General features: G+C 72.6%; 11 protein-coding genes. 8 read left to right on the top strand and 3 right to left on the bottom strand.

Going from position 1 to position 15,630, the window contains the following annotated elements; all coding sequences use genetic code 11:
* Positions 1-41 precede the first annotated feature (41 nt).
* Complete coding sequence (locus tag ACFVT2_RS08980) at positions 42-1,268, bottom strand: NAD(P)/FAD-dependent oxidoreductase (RefSeq protein ID WP_390014043.1); 1,227 nt, start codon at positions 1,266-1,268, stop codon at positions 42-44.
* Positions 1,265-1,585, bottom strand: coding sequence for a bifunctional 3-phenylpropionate/cinnamic acid dioxygenase ferredoxin subunit (locus ACFVT2_RS08975; RefSeq protein WP_390014041.1), 321 nt, complete (start codon positions 1,583-1,585; stop codon positions 1,265-1,267). Before ACFVT2_RS08975 ends, ACFVT2_RS08980 begins: the two co-directional genes overlap by 4 nt.
* 282 nt (positions 1,586-1,867) lie before the next feature.
* Here ACFVT2_RS08975 and ACFVT2_RS08970 point away from each other — a divergent pair, with 282 nt between their 5' ends.
* The 8 genes from ACFVT2_RS08970 (at position 1,868) to ACFVT2_RS08935 (ending at position 13,621) form a co-directional block, all read left to right on the top strand.
* Complete coding sequence (locus ACFVT2_RS08970; protein WP_390014462.1) at positions 1,868-2,611, top strand: IclR family transcriptional regulator; 744 nt, start codon at positions 1,868-1,870, stop codon at positions 2,609-2,611.
* Between the two features lie 254 nt (positions 2,612-2,865).
* A complete protein-coding gene (locus ACFVT2_RS08965; protein ID WP_390014040.1) occupies positions 2,866-3,951 on the top strand; it encodes an S-(hydroxymethyl)mycothiol dehydrogenase in 1,086 nt (361 codons plus the stop codon).
* On the top strand, positions 3,948-6,410 hold the full coding sequence (locus tag ACFVT2_RS08960; RefSeq protein WP_390014038.1) for an FAD-dependent oxidoreductase: 2,463 nt from the start codon (positions 3,948-3,950) through the stop codon (positions 6,408-6,410). Before ACFVT2_RS08965 ends, ACFVT2_RS08960 begins: the two co-directional genes overlap by 4 nt.
* A gap of 144 nt (positions 6,411-6,554) precedes the next feature.
* On the top strand, positions 6,555-7,742 hold the full coding sequence (solA, locus tag ACFVT2_RS08955; RefSeq protein WP_390014035.1) for an N-methyl-L-tryptophan oxidase: 1,188 nt from the start codon (positions 6,555-6,557) through the stop codon (positions 7,740-7,742).
* 11 nt (positions 7,743-7,753) lie between these two features.
* Positions 7,754-8,914, top strand: a complete 1,161-nt coding sequence (locus tag ACFVT2_RS08950) for an aromatic ring-hydroxylating dioxygenase subunit alpha (RefSeq protein ID WP_390014029.1) — start codon at positions 7,754-7,756, stop codon at positions 8,912-8,914.
* Positions 8,907-10,373 carry an aldehyde dehydrogenase family protein gene (locus ACFVT2_RS08945; protein ID WP_390014026.1) on the top strand — a complete coding sequence of 489 codons (1,467 nt, stop codon included), beginning with the start codon at positions 8,907-8,909 and terminating at the stop codon, positions 10,371-10,373. The genes ACFVT2_RS08950 and ACFVT2_RS08945 overlap by 8 nt, the downstream gene beginning before the upstream one ends.
* Positions 10,374-10,385: 12 nt before the next feature.
* Entirely contained in the window at positions 10,386-11,951 is a 1,566-nt protein-coding gene (locus tag ACFVT2_RS08940) for an APC family permease (RefSeq protein WP_390014023.1), read from the top strand.
* Positions 11,952-12,013: 62 nt separating this feature from the next.
* A complete protein-coding gene (locus ACFVT2_RS08935) occupies positions 12,014-13,621 on the top strand; it encodes a GMC family oxidoreductase (protein WP_390014021.1) in 1,608 nt (535 codons plus the stop codon).
* Positions 13,622-13,645: 24 nt separating this feature from the next.
* On the opposite strand, the gene ACFVT2_RS08930 is transcribed toward ACFVT2_RS08935, so the two are convergent.
* Positions 13,646-15,625: a heavy metal translocating P-type ATPase gene (locus tag ACFVT2_RS08930; protein WP_390014018.1), complete on the bottom strand. Its 1,980-nt coding sequence runs from the start codon at positions 15,623-15,625 to the stop codon at positions 13,646-13,648.
* Between the last annotated feature and the right edge of the window lie 5 nt (positions 15,626-15,630).

Genomic DNA, 15,630 nt, shown 5'->3' with positions numbered 1-15,630 from the left:
GGTTGCTGGGTGCGGACGGCGGCAGCGGTGCCGCGGGTCGGTCAGGCGGTGGGGGCGGGTTGGGTGGCGCGGGCGAGTTCGCGGCGGAGGCGCATGAAGGGGCGCGGGCGGTTGAGGGCGAGGACGGCGGTGGTACGGCCGTCGCGTTCGTAGCGGGCGAGGAAGCTGCGGTCGTCCGGGGAGCCTTCGACGATGCGGGGCACGTCGCCGGGCCGGTGGTGGCCGGCGAACTGGATGCGGACGCCGTACTGGTCGGACCAGAAGTAGGGGAGTGCGTGGTGGGTGCGGGCGGTCCGGCCGGCGAGGAGGTTGTGTACGGCGGTGGCGGCCTGTTCGGTGGCGTTGGTCCAGTGTTCGGCGCGGGCGCCGGCCACGTGGGCGACGTCGCCGGCGGCCACGATGGTGGGGATCGGGGTGACGCAGCCGGCGTCGCAGCGGACGCCGTCGCCGAGCGGCAGGCCGGAGCCTTCGAGCCAGTCGATCGCGGGACGGACGCCGATGCCGGTGACGACGACGTCGGCGGGGAGCAGGCGGCCGTCGGAGAGTTCCACGCCGGTGACCCGGTCGTCGCGGCCCGCGCTGTGCAGTCCCCGGACGCCGGTGCCGGTGAGCAGGGCGACACCGTGATCGCCGTGCAGTCGGGAACACAACTCGGCCATGGCGTAACCGAGTTGGGGAACGAGGGGAAGTGGTGCGGCCTCGACGACGGTGACCTGGTGGCCGAGGGCGGCGCACGACGCGGCGACCTCGGCGCCGATGAAGCCGCCGCCGATGACCACGACCCGGGCCGGGCCGCCGCCGGTCAGGTCGGCGCGCAGGGCCCGGGCGTCGTCGAGGGTCCGCAGGGTGTGGGAGCCGGCCGGGGCGGGGCCGGGGAGGCGGCGCGGGGTGGCGCCGGTGGCGAGCACGACACCGTCGGTGGTGAGGGTGTGGCCGGTGTCGAGGCGGATGGTGCGCCGGCGGGGGTCGAGGCCGGTGGCGCGGGTGCCCAGGAGCCATTCCGCGTCGAGTGCGGCGACCTCTTCGGCGTCGGTGAGGGCGAGTTGGCCCTCGGCGGACAGGTCTTCGGTGGCGGGGGTCTCGGCGGACGGGTCCTCGGCGGTGGTGGCCGGTGCGGTGAGGAATTCCTTGGAGAGCGGCGGGCGGTCGTAGGGGCGGTGCGGTTCCGCCCCGACGATCGTGAGGCGGCCGTCGTAACCCTGGGCGCGCAGCGCCCGTGCGGCGTACAGCCCGGCCAGTGAGGCTCCGATGACGGTGACCGACTTCATGCGGCGGTGCCTTCCTCGGCGGTGAGGTGGACGTAGACCATGCCGTCCTCGACCGACACGGGGTGGGTGCGGACGGGGCGACGGGCGGGCAGGCAGGTCGGTGCTCCGGTGCGGAGATCGAATGAAGCGGCGTGCAGCGGGCATTCGACCAGACACCCCTCCAGCCAGCCGTCCGCGAGTGAGGCGTCCTGGTGGGTGCAGGTGTCGTCGATGGCGTACAGCTCTCCGTCGGCGTGGAAAACGGCGATCGGAGGCGTGATGTCGAGGCGAACGGACTCGCCGGCGGGCAGATCAGCGAGGTGGCAGACGGGTATCACTGGGCCCCCCTGTTACTGTTCGGAACTATCGAGTTTCGCAATCCGCACGACAGAGCGTTATGCGCAACAGAATCCAGACGGGGGCCCGGCGCGTCAAGCGGTCCCCGGAAAAGCCGGCCCGATCGGGCCGCTGGATGGTGGCAGCGAGCTGGGTGGTGACACGGACCTATGACGAAAACGGCCAAGGCGGAGGCGCGGGCGGAGCAGCAGCCGGCGGGCAGGCCGGACCCGAAGCCGCACGACACCGTGGCGGGAAAGCCGCCCAGAGGTGCGGTGAGCGCGGTGCAGTCGGTGGATCGGGCGGTGACCGTGCTGGAGATCCTGGCCAGACTCGGCGAGGCCGGGGTGACCGAGATCGCCGACGAGCTGGGCGTGCACAAGTCGACCGCGTTCCGGCTGCTGGGCGTGCTGGAGAACCGCGGACTGGTCGCCCAGGAGCAGGAGCGCGGCAAGTACTACCTCGGCGCGGGGGTGTTGCGGCTGGCCGGGGCCGCGGCCGTTCGGCTGGACATCTCCCAGGAGGGCGCGGCGGTCTGCCGGACGCTCGCCGACGAACTGGGCGAAACGGTCAACATCGCGGTCCTGGAGAGCGATGCCGCGGTCAACATCATGCAGGCCCGTGGACCGGCCTCGGTCACCGCCCAGAACTGGCTCGGCCGACGGACGCCGCTGCACGCCACGTCCAGCGGCAAGGCGCTGCTCGCGTACCAGCCGTCGCCGGTCCAGGAGGCCGTACTGGCGCGGAAGTTGCCCCGGCTGACCGAGCGGACGGTGACCTCCGCGGTCGCGCTGCGCGACCAGTTGGCCGAGGTGGTCGAGCGGGGCTTCGCGGTCGCGGTCGAGGAGCTGGAGCTCGGGTTGCGCGCGGTCGCGGCACCGGTCCGGGCGCACGACGGCTCGGTGATCGGCGCGATCAGCGTGTCGGTGCCCGCGTACCGGCTGGACGAGGAGCGGCTGCCGGAGGTGGTCAAACGCACCGTTGCCGCTGGTGAGGAGCTCTCCCGGCGGATGGGGTACGCCTGTTGACGGGAGCCGGGCGTCGGCGGGCGCAGGGTCCGCTGACCGCCGGGTGACGGTCGTTCGTGGCGGGGTCGGGTGGTGGCATCCGGCCCCGCTTCCGTGTGCGCGGGGCGTCCGCGGGCGGCGCGCCGTGCTCCGCATGCGTAACCAGCCCTTTACAAACCGCTAGCGCGCACCTCTTGACGCTGCCGATACGCCGTTCCCAGTATGTCTCTCATCGCGCAACCAGTCGTGCAGGGCGCAACACTGAGGGGTAGGGCATGCCACACGAAGTCCATGCCGTCGTCGCGGCGAAGAAGGGCGCACCCGTCGGTCCGCAGATGATTCTGGTCCCGGATCCCGGTCCGGGAGAAGTGCTCGTCGACGTCCTGGCCTGCGGCGTCTGCCACACCGATCTGCACTACCGCGAAGGTGCCATCAACGACGAATTCCCCTTCCTGCTGGGCCACGAGGCGGCCGGGATCGTCGAAGCCGTGGGCGACGGCGTCACCGACCTCGCGCCCGGTGACTACGTGGTGCTCGCCTGGCGGGCGCCGTGCGGACAGTGCCGGTCCTGCCGGCGCGGCCGCCCCTGGTACTGCTTCGACTCCCGCAACGCCACCCAGCCGATGACCCTGCTGGACGGCACCCCGCTCAGCCCCGCCCTCGGCATCGGCGCGTTCGCCGAGAAGACCCTGGTCGCCGCCGGACAGGCCATCAAGGTCGATCCCTCGGCCCGTCCCGAGGCGGCCGGCCTGATCGGCTGCGGGGTGATGGCCGGCTACGGTGCCGCCGTCCACACCGGAGCGGTCGGCAGCGGCGACACGGTCGCCGTCATCGGCTGCGGCGGCGTCGGCAACGCCGCCATCGCCGGCGCCTCGATCGCCGGGGCCCGCCGCGTCATCGCCGTCGACATCGACGAACGCAAACTGGACGGCGCCACCCGCTTCGGCGCCACCCACACCGTCAACTCCCGCCGCACCGACCCGGTCGAGGCGGTCCGGGAACTGACCGGCGGGCACGGCGCCGACGTGGTCATCGACGCGGTCGGCCGCCCCGAGACCTACCGCCAGGGCTTCTCCATGCGGGACCTCGCCGGCACCCTGGTCCAGGTCGGGGTGCCCGACCCCGACATGAAGATCGAGCTACCGCTGATCGACCTCTTCTCCCGCGGCGGCGCACTGAAGTCCTCCTGGTACGGCGACTGCCTCCCCAGCCGCGACTTCCCCGTCCTCATCGACCACTACCTCAGCGGCCGGCTCGACCTCGGCGGCTTCGTCACCGAGACCATCGCCCTGGACGACGTGGAGGCCGCCTTCGACAAGATGCGGGACGGCCAGGTGCTGCGCTCGGTGGTGGTCCTGTGACCGGTCCGCTGCGCGACCCCGCCGACGCCCGGGTCGTCATCATCGGAGCCGGCATCGTCGGCTGCTCGCTCGCCGACGAGCTCACCGCCCGCGGCTGGCGCCGGGTCACCGTCCTCGACCAGGGCCCGCTGCCCGCCCCCGGCGGCTCCACCTCGCACGCCCCCGGCCTGGTCTTCCAGACCGGGCCGTCCAAGACCATGACCGAGTTCGCCGCCTACACCGTCCGCAAGTTCGGCTCCCTCGACGTGGACGGCCTGCCCTGCTTCAACCCCGTCGGCGGCCTGGAGGTCGCCACCACCGAGGCCCGCTGGGCCGACCTCCACCGCAAGGCCGGCCTCGCCGCCTCCTGGGGCGTCCGCGGTGAACTCCTCGACCCCCGGCAGTGCAAGAAGCTCTGGCCGATGCTCGACGAGCGCACGCTCCACGGAGGCTTCCACACCCCCGACGACGGCCTGGCCCGCGCGCTGCTCGCCTGCCGCGCGCAGCGGACCCGCGCCGAGAGCCGCGGCGCCCGCTTCCTGGCCCGGCACACCGTCACCGGCATCGAGCGCGCGGCCGGCCGGGTCACCGGCGTCGTCACCGACCGCGGCGTCTTCCCCGCCGACCACGTCGTCTCCGCCGCCGGCTTCTGGGGACCGGTGATCGGCGCCCTCGCCGGAGTGGACGTCCCGCTGCTCCCGCTGGCCCACCAGTACGCCACCACCGAACCGCTCCCCGAACTCGACGGCGTCAACGACCCACGCACAGAAGCCAGTAGGCCGATCCTCCGCTTCCAGGACCGCGACCTCTACTTCCGCGAACACACGGACCGCCTCGGGATCGGCTCCTACGCCCACCGGCCGATGCCCGTCGACCCCCGCACCGTCCCGGCCTTCGACGACGCCCCCGTCATGCCGTCCTCGCTGCCCTTCACCGAGGAGGACTTCGCTCCCAGCTGGCAGGACAGCATCGGACTGCTGCCGGCACTGGGCGCATCCCGGGTCGCCGAGGGCTTCAACGGGGTCTTCTCCTTCACCCCCGACGGGATGCCGGTCCTCGGCGAAACCCGTGCCCTGCGCGGCTTCTGGCTCGCCGAGGCGGTCTGGGTCACCCACTCCGCCGGCGTCGCCAAGGCCGTCGCCGAATGGATGACCGACGGCCGGCCCGCCACCGACGTCCACGAATGCGACCTCACCCGCTTCGAGGACGCCCAGCGCTCACCCGCCTATATAGAGGAGCGCGGCGCCCAGAACTTCATCGAGGTCTACGACGTCATCCACCCCCTCCAGCCCATGGCGCAACCCCGCCCGCTGCGCACCAGCCCCTTCTACCCGCGCCAGCAGGAACTCGGCGCGTACTTCCTGGAGGCCGGCGGCTGGGAACGCCCCCACTGGTACGAGGCCAACGCCCCGCTCACCGAAGGGCTCCGGCTCCCCGAACGGGACGCCTGGTCCGCCCGCCACTGGTCGCCGATCGCCGCCGCCGAGGCCGCCGCCACCCGCGAGCGGGTCGCCCTCTACGACATGACCCCGCTGCGCCGTCTGGAGGTCACCGGGCCCGGCGCGCTCGACTTCCTCCAGCGCATGACGACCAATCAGCTGGCCAAGAAGCCCGGCTCGGTGACCTACACCCTCCTCCTCGACGAGGCCGGCGGCATCCGCTCCGACCTCACTGTGGCCCGGCTCGCCCCCGACCGCTTCCAGGTCGGCGCCAACAGCGGAGCCGACCTCGACTGGCTGCTGCGGCACGCGCCGGAGGACGTCGGTGTCCGGGACATCACCTCCGGGACCTGCTGTATCGGCGTCTGGGGCCCGCTCGCCCGGGACCTCGTCCAGCCGCTGACCCGCGACGACTTCTCACCCGGTGCCTTCGGCTACTTCAAGGCCAAGCAGACCTACCTGGGCCACGTCCCGGTCACCGCGCTGCGCCTGAGCTACGTCGGGGAACTCGGCTGGGAGCTCTACACCACCGCCGACCTGGGGCTCCGGCTCTGGGACACGCTCTGGGAGGCCGGTCGGGAACACGGCGTGATCGCCGCCGGCCGCAGCGCCTTCAACAGTCTCCGCCTGGAGAAGGGCTACCGTTCCTGGGGCCACGACATGACCACCGAACACCACCCCTACGAGGCCGGACTCGCCTTCGCCGTCCGCCCCGCCAAGGGCGACTTCCTCGGCCGGGCCGCGCTGACGGGCCTCAGCGAGGAGACCGCCACCCGCAAGCTCACCTGCCTCACCCTCGACGACCCCGCCGCCAACGTCCTCGGCAAGGAACCGGTCTACGTCGACGGCGCCCCGGCCGGCTACGTCACCTCCGCCGCCTACGGCTACACCCTGGGTCGCGGCATCGCCTACGCCTGGCTGCCGGCCGCCGCCGCGGTCCCCGGCACCGCCGTCCACATCGAGTACTTCGGGGCGAAGGTCGCCGCGACCGTCGCCCAGGAACCGCTCTTCGACCCGCAGATGACCCGCATCCGCCGCTAGCACCTGTCCGCGAACCCCCGTCTGCCGCCCCCGTCGTCCAGCCCCTGTCGTCCGACTCCCGCGCCGGCCGGCCGACCACCCCGCGTACCAGCGCCGGCCGGCGCGCCCCTTCCGCACCCGTCCGCACGACGAAGGAGCGACCGAATGGCTCCCACCTACGACGTCATCGTCCTCGGCCTCGGCGGGATGGGCAGCGCCGCCGCCCACCACCTCGCCGCCCGTGGCGCCCGGGTCCTGGGCCTGGAGAAGTTCGGCCCGGTCCATAACCGAGGATCCAGCCACGGCGGTTCCCGGATCACCCGCCAGTCCTACTTCGAGGACCCCGCCTACGTCCCGCTGCTGCTGCGCTCCTACGAGCTCTACGACAAGTTGGAGCGCGACACCGGCCGGCAGATCGCCACCCTCTGCGGCGGCGTGATGATCGGCCGCCCCGACAGCCGCACCGTCCACGGCAGCCTGGCCTCCGCCAGGCAGTGGGACCTCCCGCACGAGATGCTCGACGCCCAGGAGGTCCGCCGCCGCTTCCCCACCCTCACCCCCGCCCCCGACGAGGTGGCCCTCTACGAGGCGCGCGCCGGATTCGTCCGCCCGGAGAACACCGTCGCCGCCCACGTCCAACGGGCCACCCAGGACGGCGCCGACCTGCACTTCGAGGAGCCGGTGACCCGCTGGGAGGAACTGCCCGGCGGTGCCGGGGTCCGCGTACACACCCACGAGAACACCTACACCGCCGGCCAGTTGGTGATCTGCCCCGGCGCCTGGGCGCCCCAACTGCTCGCCGACCTCGGCGTGCCGGTCACCATCGAGCGACAGATCATGTACTGGTTCGCCCCCGACGGCGGCACCGCCCCCTTCGTCCCCACACATCACCCCATCTACATCTGGGAGGACGCCCAGGGCGTCCAGATCTACGGCTTCCCCGCCATCGACGGCCCCGACGGCGGCGCCAAGGTCGCCTTCTTCCGCAAGGGCACCACCTGCACCCCCGAGACCATCGACCGCACCGTGTACGACCACGAGGTGCGCGCCATGGCCGACCAGCTCGGCCCCCGCATCCCCGCCCTCCCCGGCCGCTTCCTGAAGGCCGCCACCTGCATGTACTCCAACACCCCCGACGAAAATTTCGTGATCACCCGGCATCCGGCGCACCCGGACACTGTCACGGTCGCCTGCGGCTTCTCCGGCCACGGCTTCAAGTTCGTCCCCGTCGTCGGCGAGATCGTCGCCGACCTCGCGCTCACCGGCACCACCGCGCACCCCATCGACCTGTTCGCCCCTTCCCGTCGCTTCGCCGGGGAGACCCCTAGCCGGCCCGCCACCCCGGTCGCCTGAGGAGAGCAGCCATGACGACCACATCCGCCGATGTGCAACCGACGGCCCCCGCCCCCGCCGCCCCCAGCCTGATCCCCACCCTCCCCGGCCGCGCCTACACCGACCCGGACGTCTTCCGGCAGGAGCAGGAGGCGATCTTCGAACGGCTGTGGTTCTGCGCCGTCCGCAGCGCCGACCTCGCCCGGCCCGGCGCCTTCCGCACCGTCCGGGTCGGCCGGGAGAGCGTCCTGATCACCCGCAACCGCGCCGGCGAACTCCGCGCCTTCCTCAACATCTGCCGGCACCGCGGCGCGCAACTGTGCACCGAGGAGTCCGGCGAGGTCCGCCGCAACCTCCAGTGCCCCTACCACGCCTGGACCTACGACCTCGACGGCCGCCTGGTCGCCGCCCCCAACCTCCAGAAGATGCCGGACATCGACCGCACCGAACGCGGTCTGGTCACCGTCCCGCTGCGGGAATGGCTCGGCTACGCCTGGGTCTGCCTGGCCGACGACCCGCCGTCCTTCGAGGACACCGTGATCGGCGCGGCCGTCGAGCGGCTGGGCGACGCCGCGGCCATCGACCGCTACCGCACCCAGACCCTGGCCCTGGGCCGCCGCATCAGCTACGACGTGCGGGCCAACTGGAAGCTGATCGTCGAGAACTTCATGGAGTGCTACCACTGCGCCACCATCCACCCCGAACTCACCGACGTCCTCCCGGAGTTCGCGGACGGTTTCGCCGCCCAGTACTACGTGGGGCACGGCGCGGAGTTCGCCGACGAGGCCCGTGGCTTCACCGTGGACGGCAGCGCCGGCTTCGACCGGCTGCCCGGCATCGACGACAGTCAGGACCGGCGGTACTACGCGGTGACCGTCCGCCCGCAGGTCTTCGTCAACCTCGTCCCCGACCACGTCATCCTGCACCGGATGTTCCCGCTCGCCGCCGACCGCACCCTGGTCGAGTGCGACTGGCTGTACCTTCCCGAGGTCGTCGAGTCCGGCGCCGACACCGCCAAGTCCGTCGAACTCTTCCACCGCGTCAACACCCAGGACTTCGACGCCTGCGAGCGCACTCAGCCGGCCATGGACTCCCGCGCCTACCGCGCCGGCGGCGTCCTGGTGCCCAGCGAGCACCACATCGGTGCGTTCCACGCGTGGGTCACCGCGCAGTTGGCGGGCGGACGTGGCTGACCTGTTCATCGGCGGGCACTGGCGGTCCGCACGGCACGAACGCACCCGGGAGATCCGCTGCCCCGCCGACGGCAGCCTGGTCGCCGTCGTCGACGAGGGCGGCGGCAAGGACACCCTGGAGGCCGTCGCCGCGGCCCGCCGCGCCTTCGACGAGGGCCCCTGGCCGCACACCCCCGGGGCCCGGCGCGGCGACCTGCTGCTGCGGGTCGCCGCCCTCCTCGACCGGGACCGGGCGGCGCTGGCCCGCGCGGAATCCCTCGACACCGGCAAACGCCTGGTGGAGAGCGAGGCGGACATCGACGACGTGGCCGCCTGCTTCCGCTACTTCGGGCGGCTGGCGGGCGCCGACGACGGCCGGGTGGTGGACGCCGGCGATCCGGCCATCGACAGCCGGATCGTGCACGAGCCGATCGGCGTCTGCGCCCTGATCACCCCCTGGAACTACCCGCTCCTCCAGACCGCCTGGAAGGTCGCCCCGGCCCTCGCTGCCGGCAACACCTTCGTCCTCAAACCCAGCGAACTCACCCCGCACACCGCGCTCGCCCTGATGCGGCTGCTCCAGGAGGCCGGGCTGCCGGACGGCGTGGCCAACCTGGTGCTGGGCGCCGGCCCGGAAGCCGGCGCCCCGCTCGCCGACCACCCGGACGTCGACCTGGTCTCGTTCACCGGCGGGCTGCACACCGGCCGCCGGATCATGGCCGCGGCGGCCGGCACCGTCAAACGCGTCGCCCTCGAACTCGGCGGCAAGAACCCCAACATCGTCTTCGCCGACGCCGACTTCGACACCGCCGTCGACTACGCGCTGACCGCCGTCTTCCTGCACTCCGGCCAGGTCTGCTCGGCCGGCGCCCGCCTGCTGGTCGAGGACGGGCTGCACGACCGGTTCGTGGCCGAGGTGGTGCGCCGCGCCCGCGGCATCCGGCTCGGCGGCCCCTTCGACGAGCGGGCCCGCACCGGCCCGCTGATCTCGGCCGCGCACCGCGCCAAGGTCGAGGCGTACGTCGCCGCCGGACTCGCCGAGGGCGCGGTCCTCCGCTGCGGCGGGCAACGCCCCGACGACCCCCGGCTCGCCGACGGCTTCTACTACCTGCCGACCGTCCTGGACGAGTGCCACGGCGCGATGTCCGTCGTCCGTACGGAGTCCTTCGGTCCGGTCCTCACCGTCGAGCGCTTCCGCACCGAGGACGAGGCGGTACGGCTCGCCAACGACACCGTCTACGGCCTGGCCGGCGCGGTGTGGACCACCGACCAGGCGCGGGCCGCCCGGGTTGCCGCGCGGCTCCGCCTGGGTACCGTCTGGATCAACGACTTCCACCCCTACCTCCCGCAGGCGGAGTGGGGCGGCTACAAGCAATCGGGCACGGGGCGGGAACTGGGCCCCGGTGGGCTAGCGGAGTACCGCGAGACCAAGCACGTCTGGCGCAACACCGCGCCCACGGCGCTCAATTGGTTCGACTGAGGAGGACGGCCCTTGACCGCACCCGACGACGCCCCACCGGAGGACGACACCGGCCTGGCCGAATTCGGCTACCGCCCCGAACTCCAACGCTCCCTCGGCAATTTCCACACCTTCGCCGCCGGCATCAGCTATATCTCCATCCTGACCGGCACCTTCCAACTCTTCTACTTCGGCTACGGACACGGCGGCCCCGCCTACTGGTGGTCCTGGCCGATGGTCTTCGTCGGCCAGCTGATGGTCGCCCTCTCCTTCGCCGAACTGGCCGCCCGCCACCCGGTCGCCGGCTCGGTCTACAACTGGGCGAAGAAGCTCGGCAATCCGCACATCGGCTGGCTGGCCGGCTGGATGATGCTGGTCGCCTCCATCGTCTCGCTGGCCGCGGTCGCCCTCGCCTATCAGCTGACGCTCCCTCAAATATCGGCCGCCTTCCAGTTCGTCGGCGACGGCACCGGCACCTACGACACCGCGACCAACGCGGTGCTGCTGGCCGCCGTACTGATCCTCTTCACCACCCTGGTCAACGCCTTCGGCGTGAAGCTGATGGCCCGGATCAACACCGCCGGCGTCTTCATCGAGCTGATCGCCACCGTCGTCCTCATCGTGCTGTTCGCGGTGCACGTCGTGCGCGGCCCGGACGTGCTCCTCCAGACCCACCACACCGGAGCCGGCCAGCACCTCGGCTACTTCGGTGCCTTCCTCACCGCCTCGCTCGCCTCCGCCTACGTCATGTACGGCTTCGACACCGCGGCCTCACTCGGCGAGGAATCCCTGGATCCCTCGCGCAACGCCCCGCGCGCCATCCTCCGCGCCCTGGTCGCCTCGTTCGTGCTCGGCGGGCTGATCCTGCTGCTCGCGCTGATGAGCGTCAGCAGCCTGAACGGCAAGGGGCTGACCACCGACGGGCTCCAGTACGTGGTCCTGGACGTGCTCGGCGACACCGGCGGCAAGGCGATGCTCTGGTGCGTCCTGATCGCGGTCACGGTCTGCGCGCTGGCCGTGCACACCGCCGCCATCCGGCTCACCTTCGCGATGGCCCGCGACACCAACCTCCCCTTCGCCGCGCGACTCGCCCGGGTCAGTCCGCGCTTCCGCACCCCGGTCCTGCCCGCGGTGATCATCGGGGTGCTCTCACTGGCCGTCCTGATCCTCAACATCCGCCAGCCGCAGATCTTCTCGGTCGTCACCAGCATCGGCATCATCATGATCTACGCGGCGTATCTGCTGGTCACCGCGCCCATGCTGGTCGCCAGGGTGCGCGGCCGGTGGCGGCCGGCCGGCGGCGGCCGATTCAGCCTGGGCCGCTGGGGGCTGCCGGTCAACGTCGTCGCCGTGCTCTGGGGCGCCGCCATGATCGTCAACCTGGCCTGGCCGCGCGACGCCGTCTACAACGCCGCCCCGCCGCACCACTGGTACCTGCGCTGGGGCGCGGTGCTCTTCGTCGGCCTCGTCGCGGTCGGCGGCTTCGCCTACTACTGGTGCGTCCAGCGCCACCGCACCGGCGTCCTCGCCGACCACGCGGCCCGGCCGGCCACCCCCGCCGGCACCGACACCCCGGTCACCGTCCCGGCACACGACTGATCCGCCCGGTCCCGGATCCGCCCGCCTACGGATCCGTACGTCCGTAAGGAGGACACCTCCCCATGTCCCACGAAGAGTTCGACGAAGCGTCCGACGAAGCGTCCGGCGAAGCGACCGGTGGAGAGTTCGACTACGTCATCGTCGGCGGCGGCACCGCGGGGAACGTCGTGGCCGCCCGGCTCAGCGAGGACCCGTCCGTCACCGTCTGCGTACTGGAGGCCGGCCCCTCCGACGTCGGCGACGACAACGTCCTGCGGCTGGACCGCTGGATGGGCCTGCTGGAATCCGGTTACGACTGGGACTACCCCGTCGAACCCCAGGAGAACGGCAACAGCATGATGCGGCACGCCCGCGCCAAGGTGCTCGGCGGCTGCTCCTCGCACAACTCCTGCATCGCCTTCTGGGCCCCCGCCGAAGACCTCAACTCCTGGGCGGAGAACGGCTGTACCGGCTGGACCGCGGCCGACTGCTTCCCGCTCTACCGGCGCCTGGAGAGCAACGACGCGCCCGGCGCTCACCACGGCCGGTCCGGCCCGGTCACCCTGCGCACCCTTAAGGGCGCGGACCCCTGCGGCACCGCCCTGCTGGCCGCCTGCGCCGAACGGGGCATCCCCACCACCCCGTTCAACACCGGCACCACCGTGCTGCGCGGCGCCAACTGGTTCCAGATCAACTCCGACGAGGACAACACCCGCCAGTCCTCCTCCGTCGCCTACCTCCACCCGATCCTCGGCAAGCGCCCCAACCTGGAGGTCCGCACCGGAGTCCGCGCCCGGCACCTGCTGATCGACGCCGCCCGCCGCTGCACCGGCGCCGCCTACCTCGACCCCGACCTGATCCACACCCGCACGGTGACCGCCCGCCGCGAGGTGATCGTCTCCTGCGGCTCGATCGACACCCCCAAACTGCTGATGCTCTCCGGCATCGGACCCGCCGAGCACCTGCGCGCGACCGGCATCGAGGTCGTGGTCCACTCGCCGGGCGTCGGCGAGAACCTCCAGGACCACCCCGAGGGCGTGATCATGTGGCAGGCCGAGCGGCCGATGGTCACCACCTCCAGCCAGTGGTGGGAGATCGGCGTCTTCTACGACACCGAACCGGGCCTGGACCGGCCGGACTTGATGTTCCACTACGGCCAGGTGCCGTTCGACATGAACACCGCCCGGCACGGCTACCCGACGTCCGAGAACGCCTTCTGCCTCACCCCGAACGTCACCCGGGCCCGCTCCCGCGGCACGGTCCGCCTGCGCACCCGCGACTTCCGCGACAAGCCGAAGGTGGACCCCCGCTACTTCACCCACGACCACGACGTCCGGGTGATGACCCACGGCCTCCGCCTCGCCCGGGAGATCGCCGCCCAACCGGCCCTCGCCGCCTGGGCCGGCGCCGAACTCGCCCCCGGCCCCGACGTCACCACCGACGACGAACTCCTGGACTACATCCGCACCACCCACAACACCGTCTACCACCCGTCCTCCACGGTGAAGATGGGCGCCGACGACGACCCGCTGGCCCCACTGGACGCCCGCCTGCGGGTCAAGGGCGTCCAGGGCCTGCGGGTCGCCGACGGCTCGGTGATGCCGGAACTGGTCACCGTCAACCCGTGCATCACCACGATGATGATCGGCGAGAAGTGCGCCGACATGATCAAGGACGACGCTGAGCGCTGAGCGCCCCGGCCGGGCCGCCGTCCGTCACCCGGCCCGGCCGGCGGCCCGCCGCCACGCCGCCTCGCGCAGCAGCCGCAGCCCGTTGAGGCCCACGATGACCGTCGACCCCTCGTGCCCCAACACGCCGAGCGGTAGCGGTAGTTCACCGACCAGATCCCAGACCACCAGCCCCGAGATGAATACCGACGCGATCACCAGGTTCTGTACCACCAGCTTCCGCGCCGCCCGGGAGAGCGTCACCACCGCCGGCACGGTGGCCAACTCGTCCCGCACGATCACCGCGTCCGCGGTCTCCAACGCCAGATCCGACCCGGCCCGCCCCATCGCGACACCGGTGTGCGCGGCGGCCAGCGCCGGGGCGTCGTTCACGCCGTCGCCCACCACCAGCACCTTCCGTCCGGCCCGCTCCTGCTCCCGGACGGCGGTGACCTTGTCCTGCGGCAGCAGCCCGGCCCGGACGTCGTCGATCCCGGCCTCCTTGGCGAGCCGGGCGGCGGCCAGCGGATTGTCGCCGGTGACCAGCATCGGCGCCCGCCCGGTCAGGGTCCGCAGCGCGCCCACGGTCGCCACCGCGTCCGGCCGCAGCCGGTCGGTGATCCCCAGCACTCCGGCCGGGGCGCCGTCCCGCACCACCAGCACCGCGGTGTGTCCCGATTCCTCCAACTCACTTACCAGCGCCAGGACTTCACCGTCCACCGGCCCGCCGCCCACCAGCAGTCGGGCCGGCGCCCCGACCTCGACCAGGACACCGCCGACCCGGGCGCGGACGCCGGTGCCGGGCGTGGCGGTGAAGTCCTCGGCGCCGGGAAGCGCGCCGTCACGGTCGCGGGCGGCCCGTACGATCGCCCGGGCCAGCGGGTGCTCGCTCGGATGCTCGGCGGCGGCCGCGCAGGTCAGCAGCGCGTCCTGGGACAGTCCGGCACCGGGCAGCGGTCGGATCGCGGTCACCCGGGGCGTGCCCTCGGTCAGCGTTCCGGTCTTGTCCAGCGCGACCGCGTCCACCTGCCCGAGCCGCTCCATGACCACGGCCGACTTGACCAGGACCCCGTGCCGCCCGGCGTTGGCGATGGCCGACAGCAGCGGCGGCATGGTCGCCAGCACCACCGCGCACGGCGAGGCGACGATCATGAACGTCATCGCCCGCAGCAGCGCACCGGTCAACTCCGCCCCCAGCAGCAGCGGAACGGCGAACACCGCCAGGGTGACGGCCACCAGGCCCACCGAGTACCGCTGCTCGACCTTCTCGATGAACAGCTGGGTCGGCGCCTTGGTCTCGGACGCCTCCGCGACCATCGCCACGATCCGCGCGAGGACCGAATCCCCGGCGTCCCGCTCGACCCGGACCCGCAGCGCGCCCAGGCCGTTCAGGGTGCCGGCGAACACCTCGTCGCCGGGCTCCTTGAGCGCCGGCAGCGGCTCACCGGTGATGGTGGCCTGATCGACCTCACTGGCCCCCGCCAGTACCCGGCCGTCCGCGCCGATCCGCTCGCCGGGCCGCACCAGGATCGTGTCGCCCACCACCAGATCGGCGATGGCCACCGTCTCCTCGCCGTCGTCGCCGGTCAGCCGGGTCGCCGTCGCGGGCGCGAGGTCCAGCAGCCCGCGCACCGAGTCCTGGGTCCGGGCGGTAGCCAGCGCCTCCAGGGCGCCGGAGGTGGCGAAGATGACGATCAGCAGCGCACCGTCCATGACCTGGCCGATCGCCGCCGCCCCGAGCGCCGCGACGATCATCAGCAGGTCGACGTCGAGGGTCCGCTCCGTCAGTGCCCGGAGCCCGGCCCAGGCCGGCTCCCAGCCGCCCGTCGCGTAGGCGAGGGCGTACAGCGGGCCCCAGGACCAGGCGGGGGCGCCGGTGAGCTGGAGCGGCAGCGCGACCAGGAACGCGAGGGTGGCCAGGGCCGCCCAGCGGGCCTCGGCCAGTGCCCATACGCGGGTGCGCCGCGGGGCGGTCCGGGGGGTGGCCGTGACCGGTGGTGGCGGTTGCAGGGCGGTGGTTGCAGGCATGACGG

The organism is Streptomyces sp. NPDC058000 (assembly GCF_042886435.1).
Lineage (GTDB): Bacteria > Actinomycetota > Actinomycetes > Streptomycetales > Streptomycetaceae > Streptomyces.
This window is presented reverse-complemented; position numbering and strand designations above follow the sequence as displayed.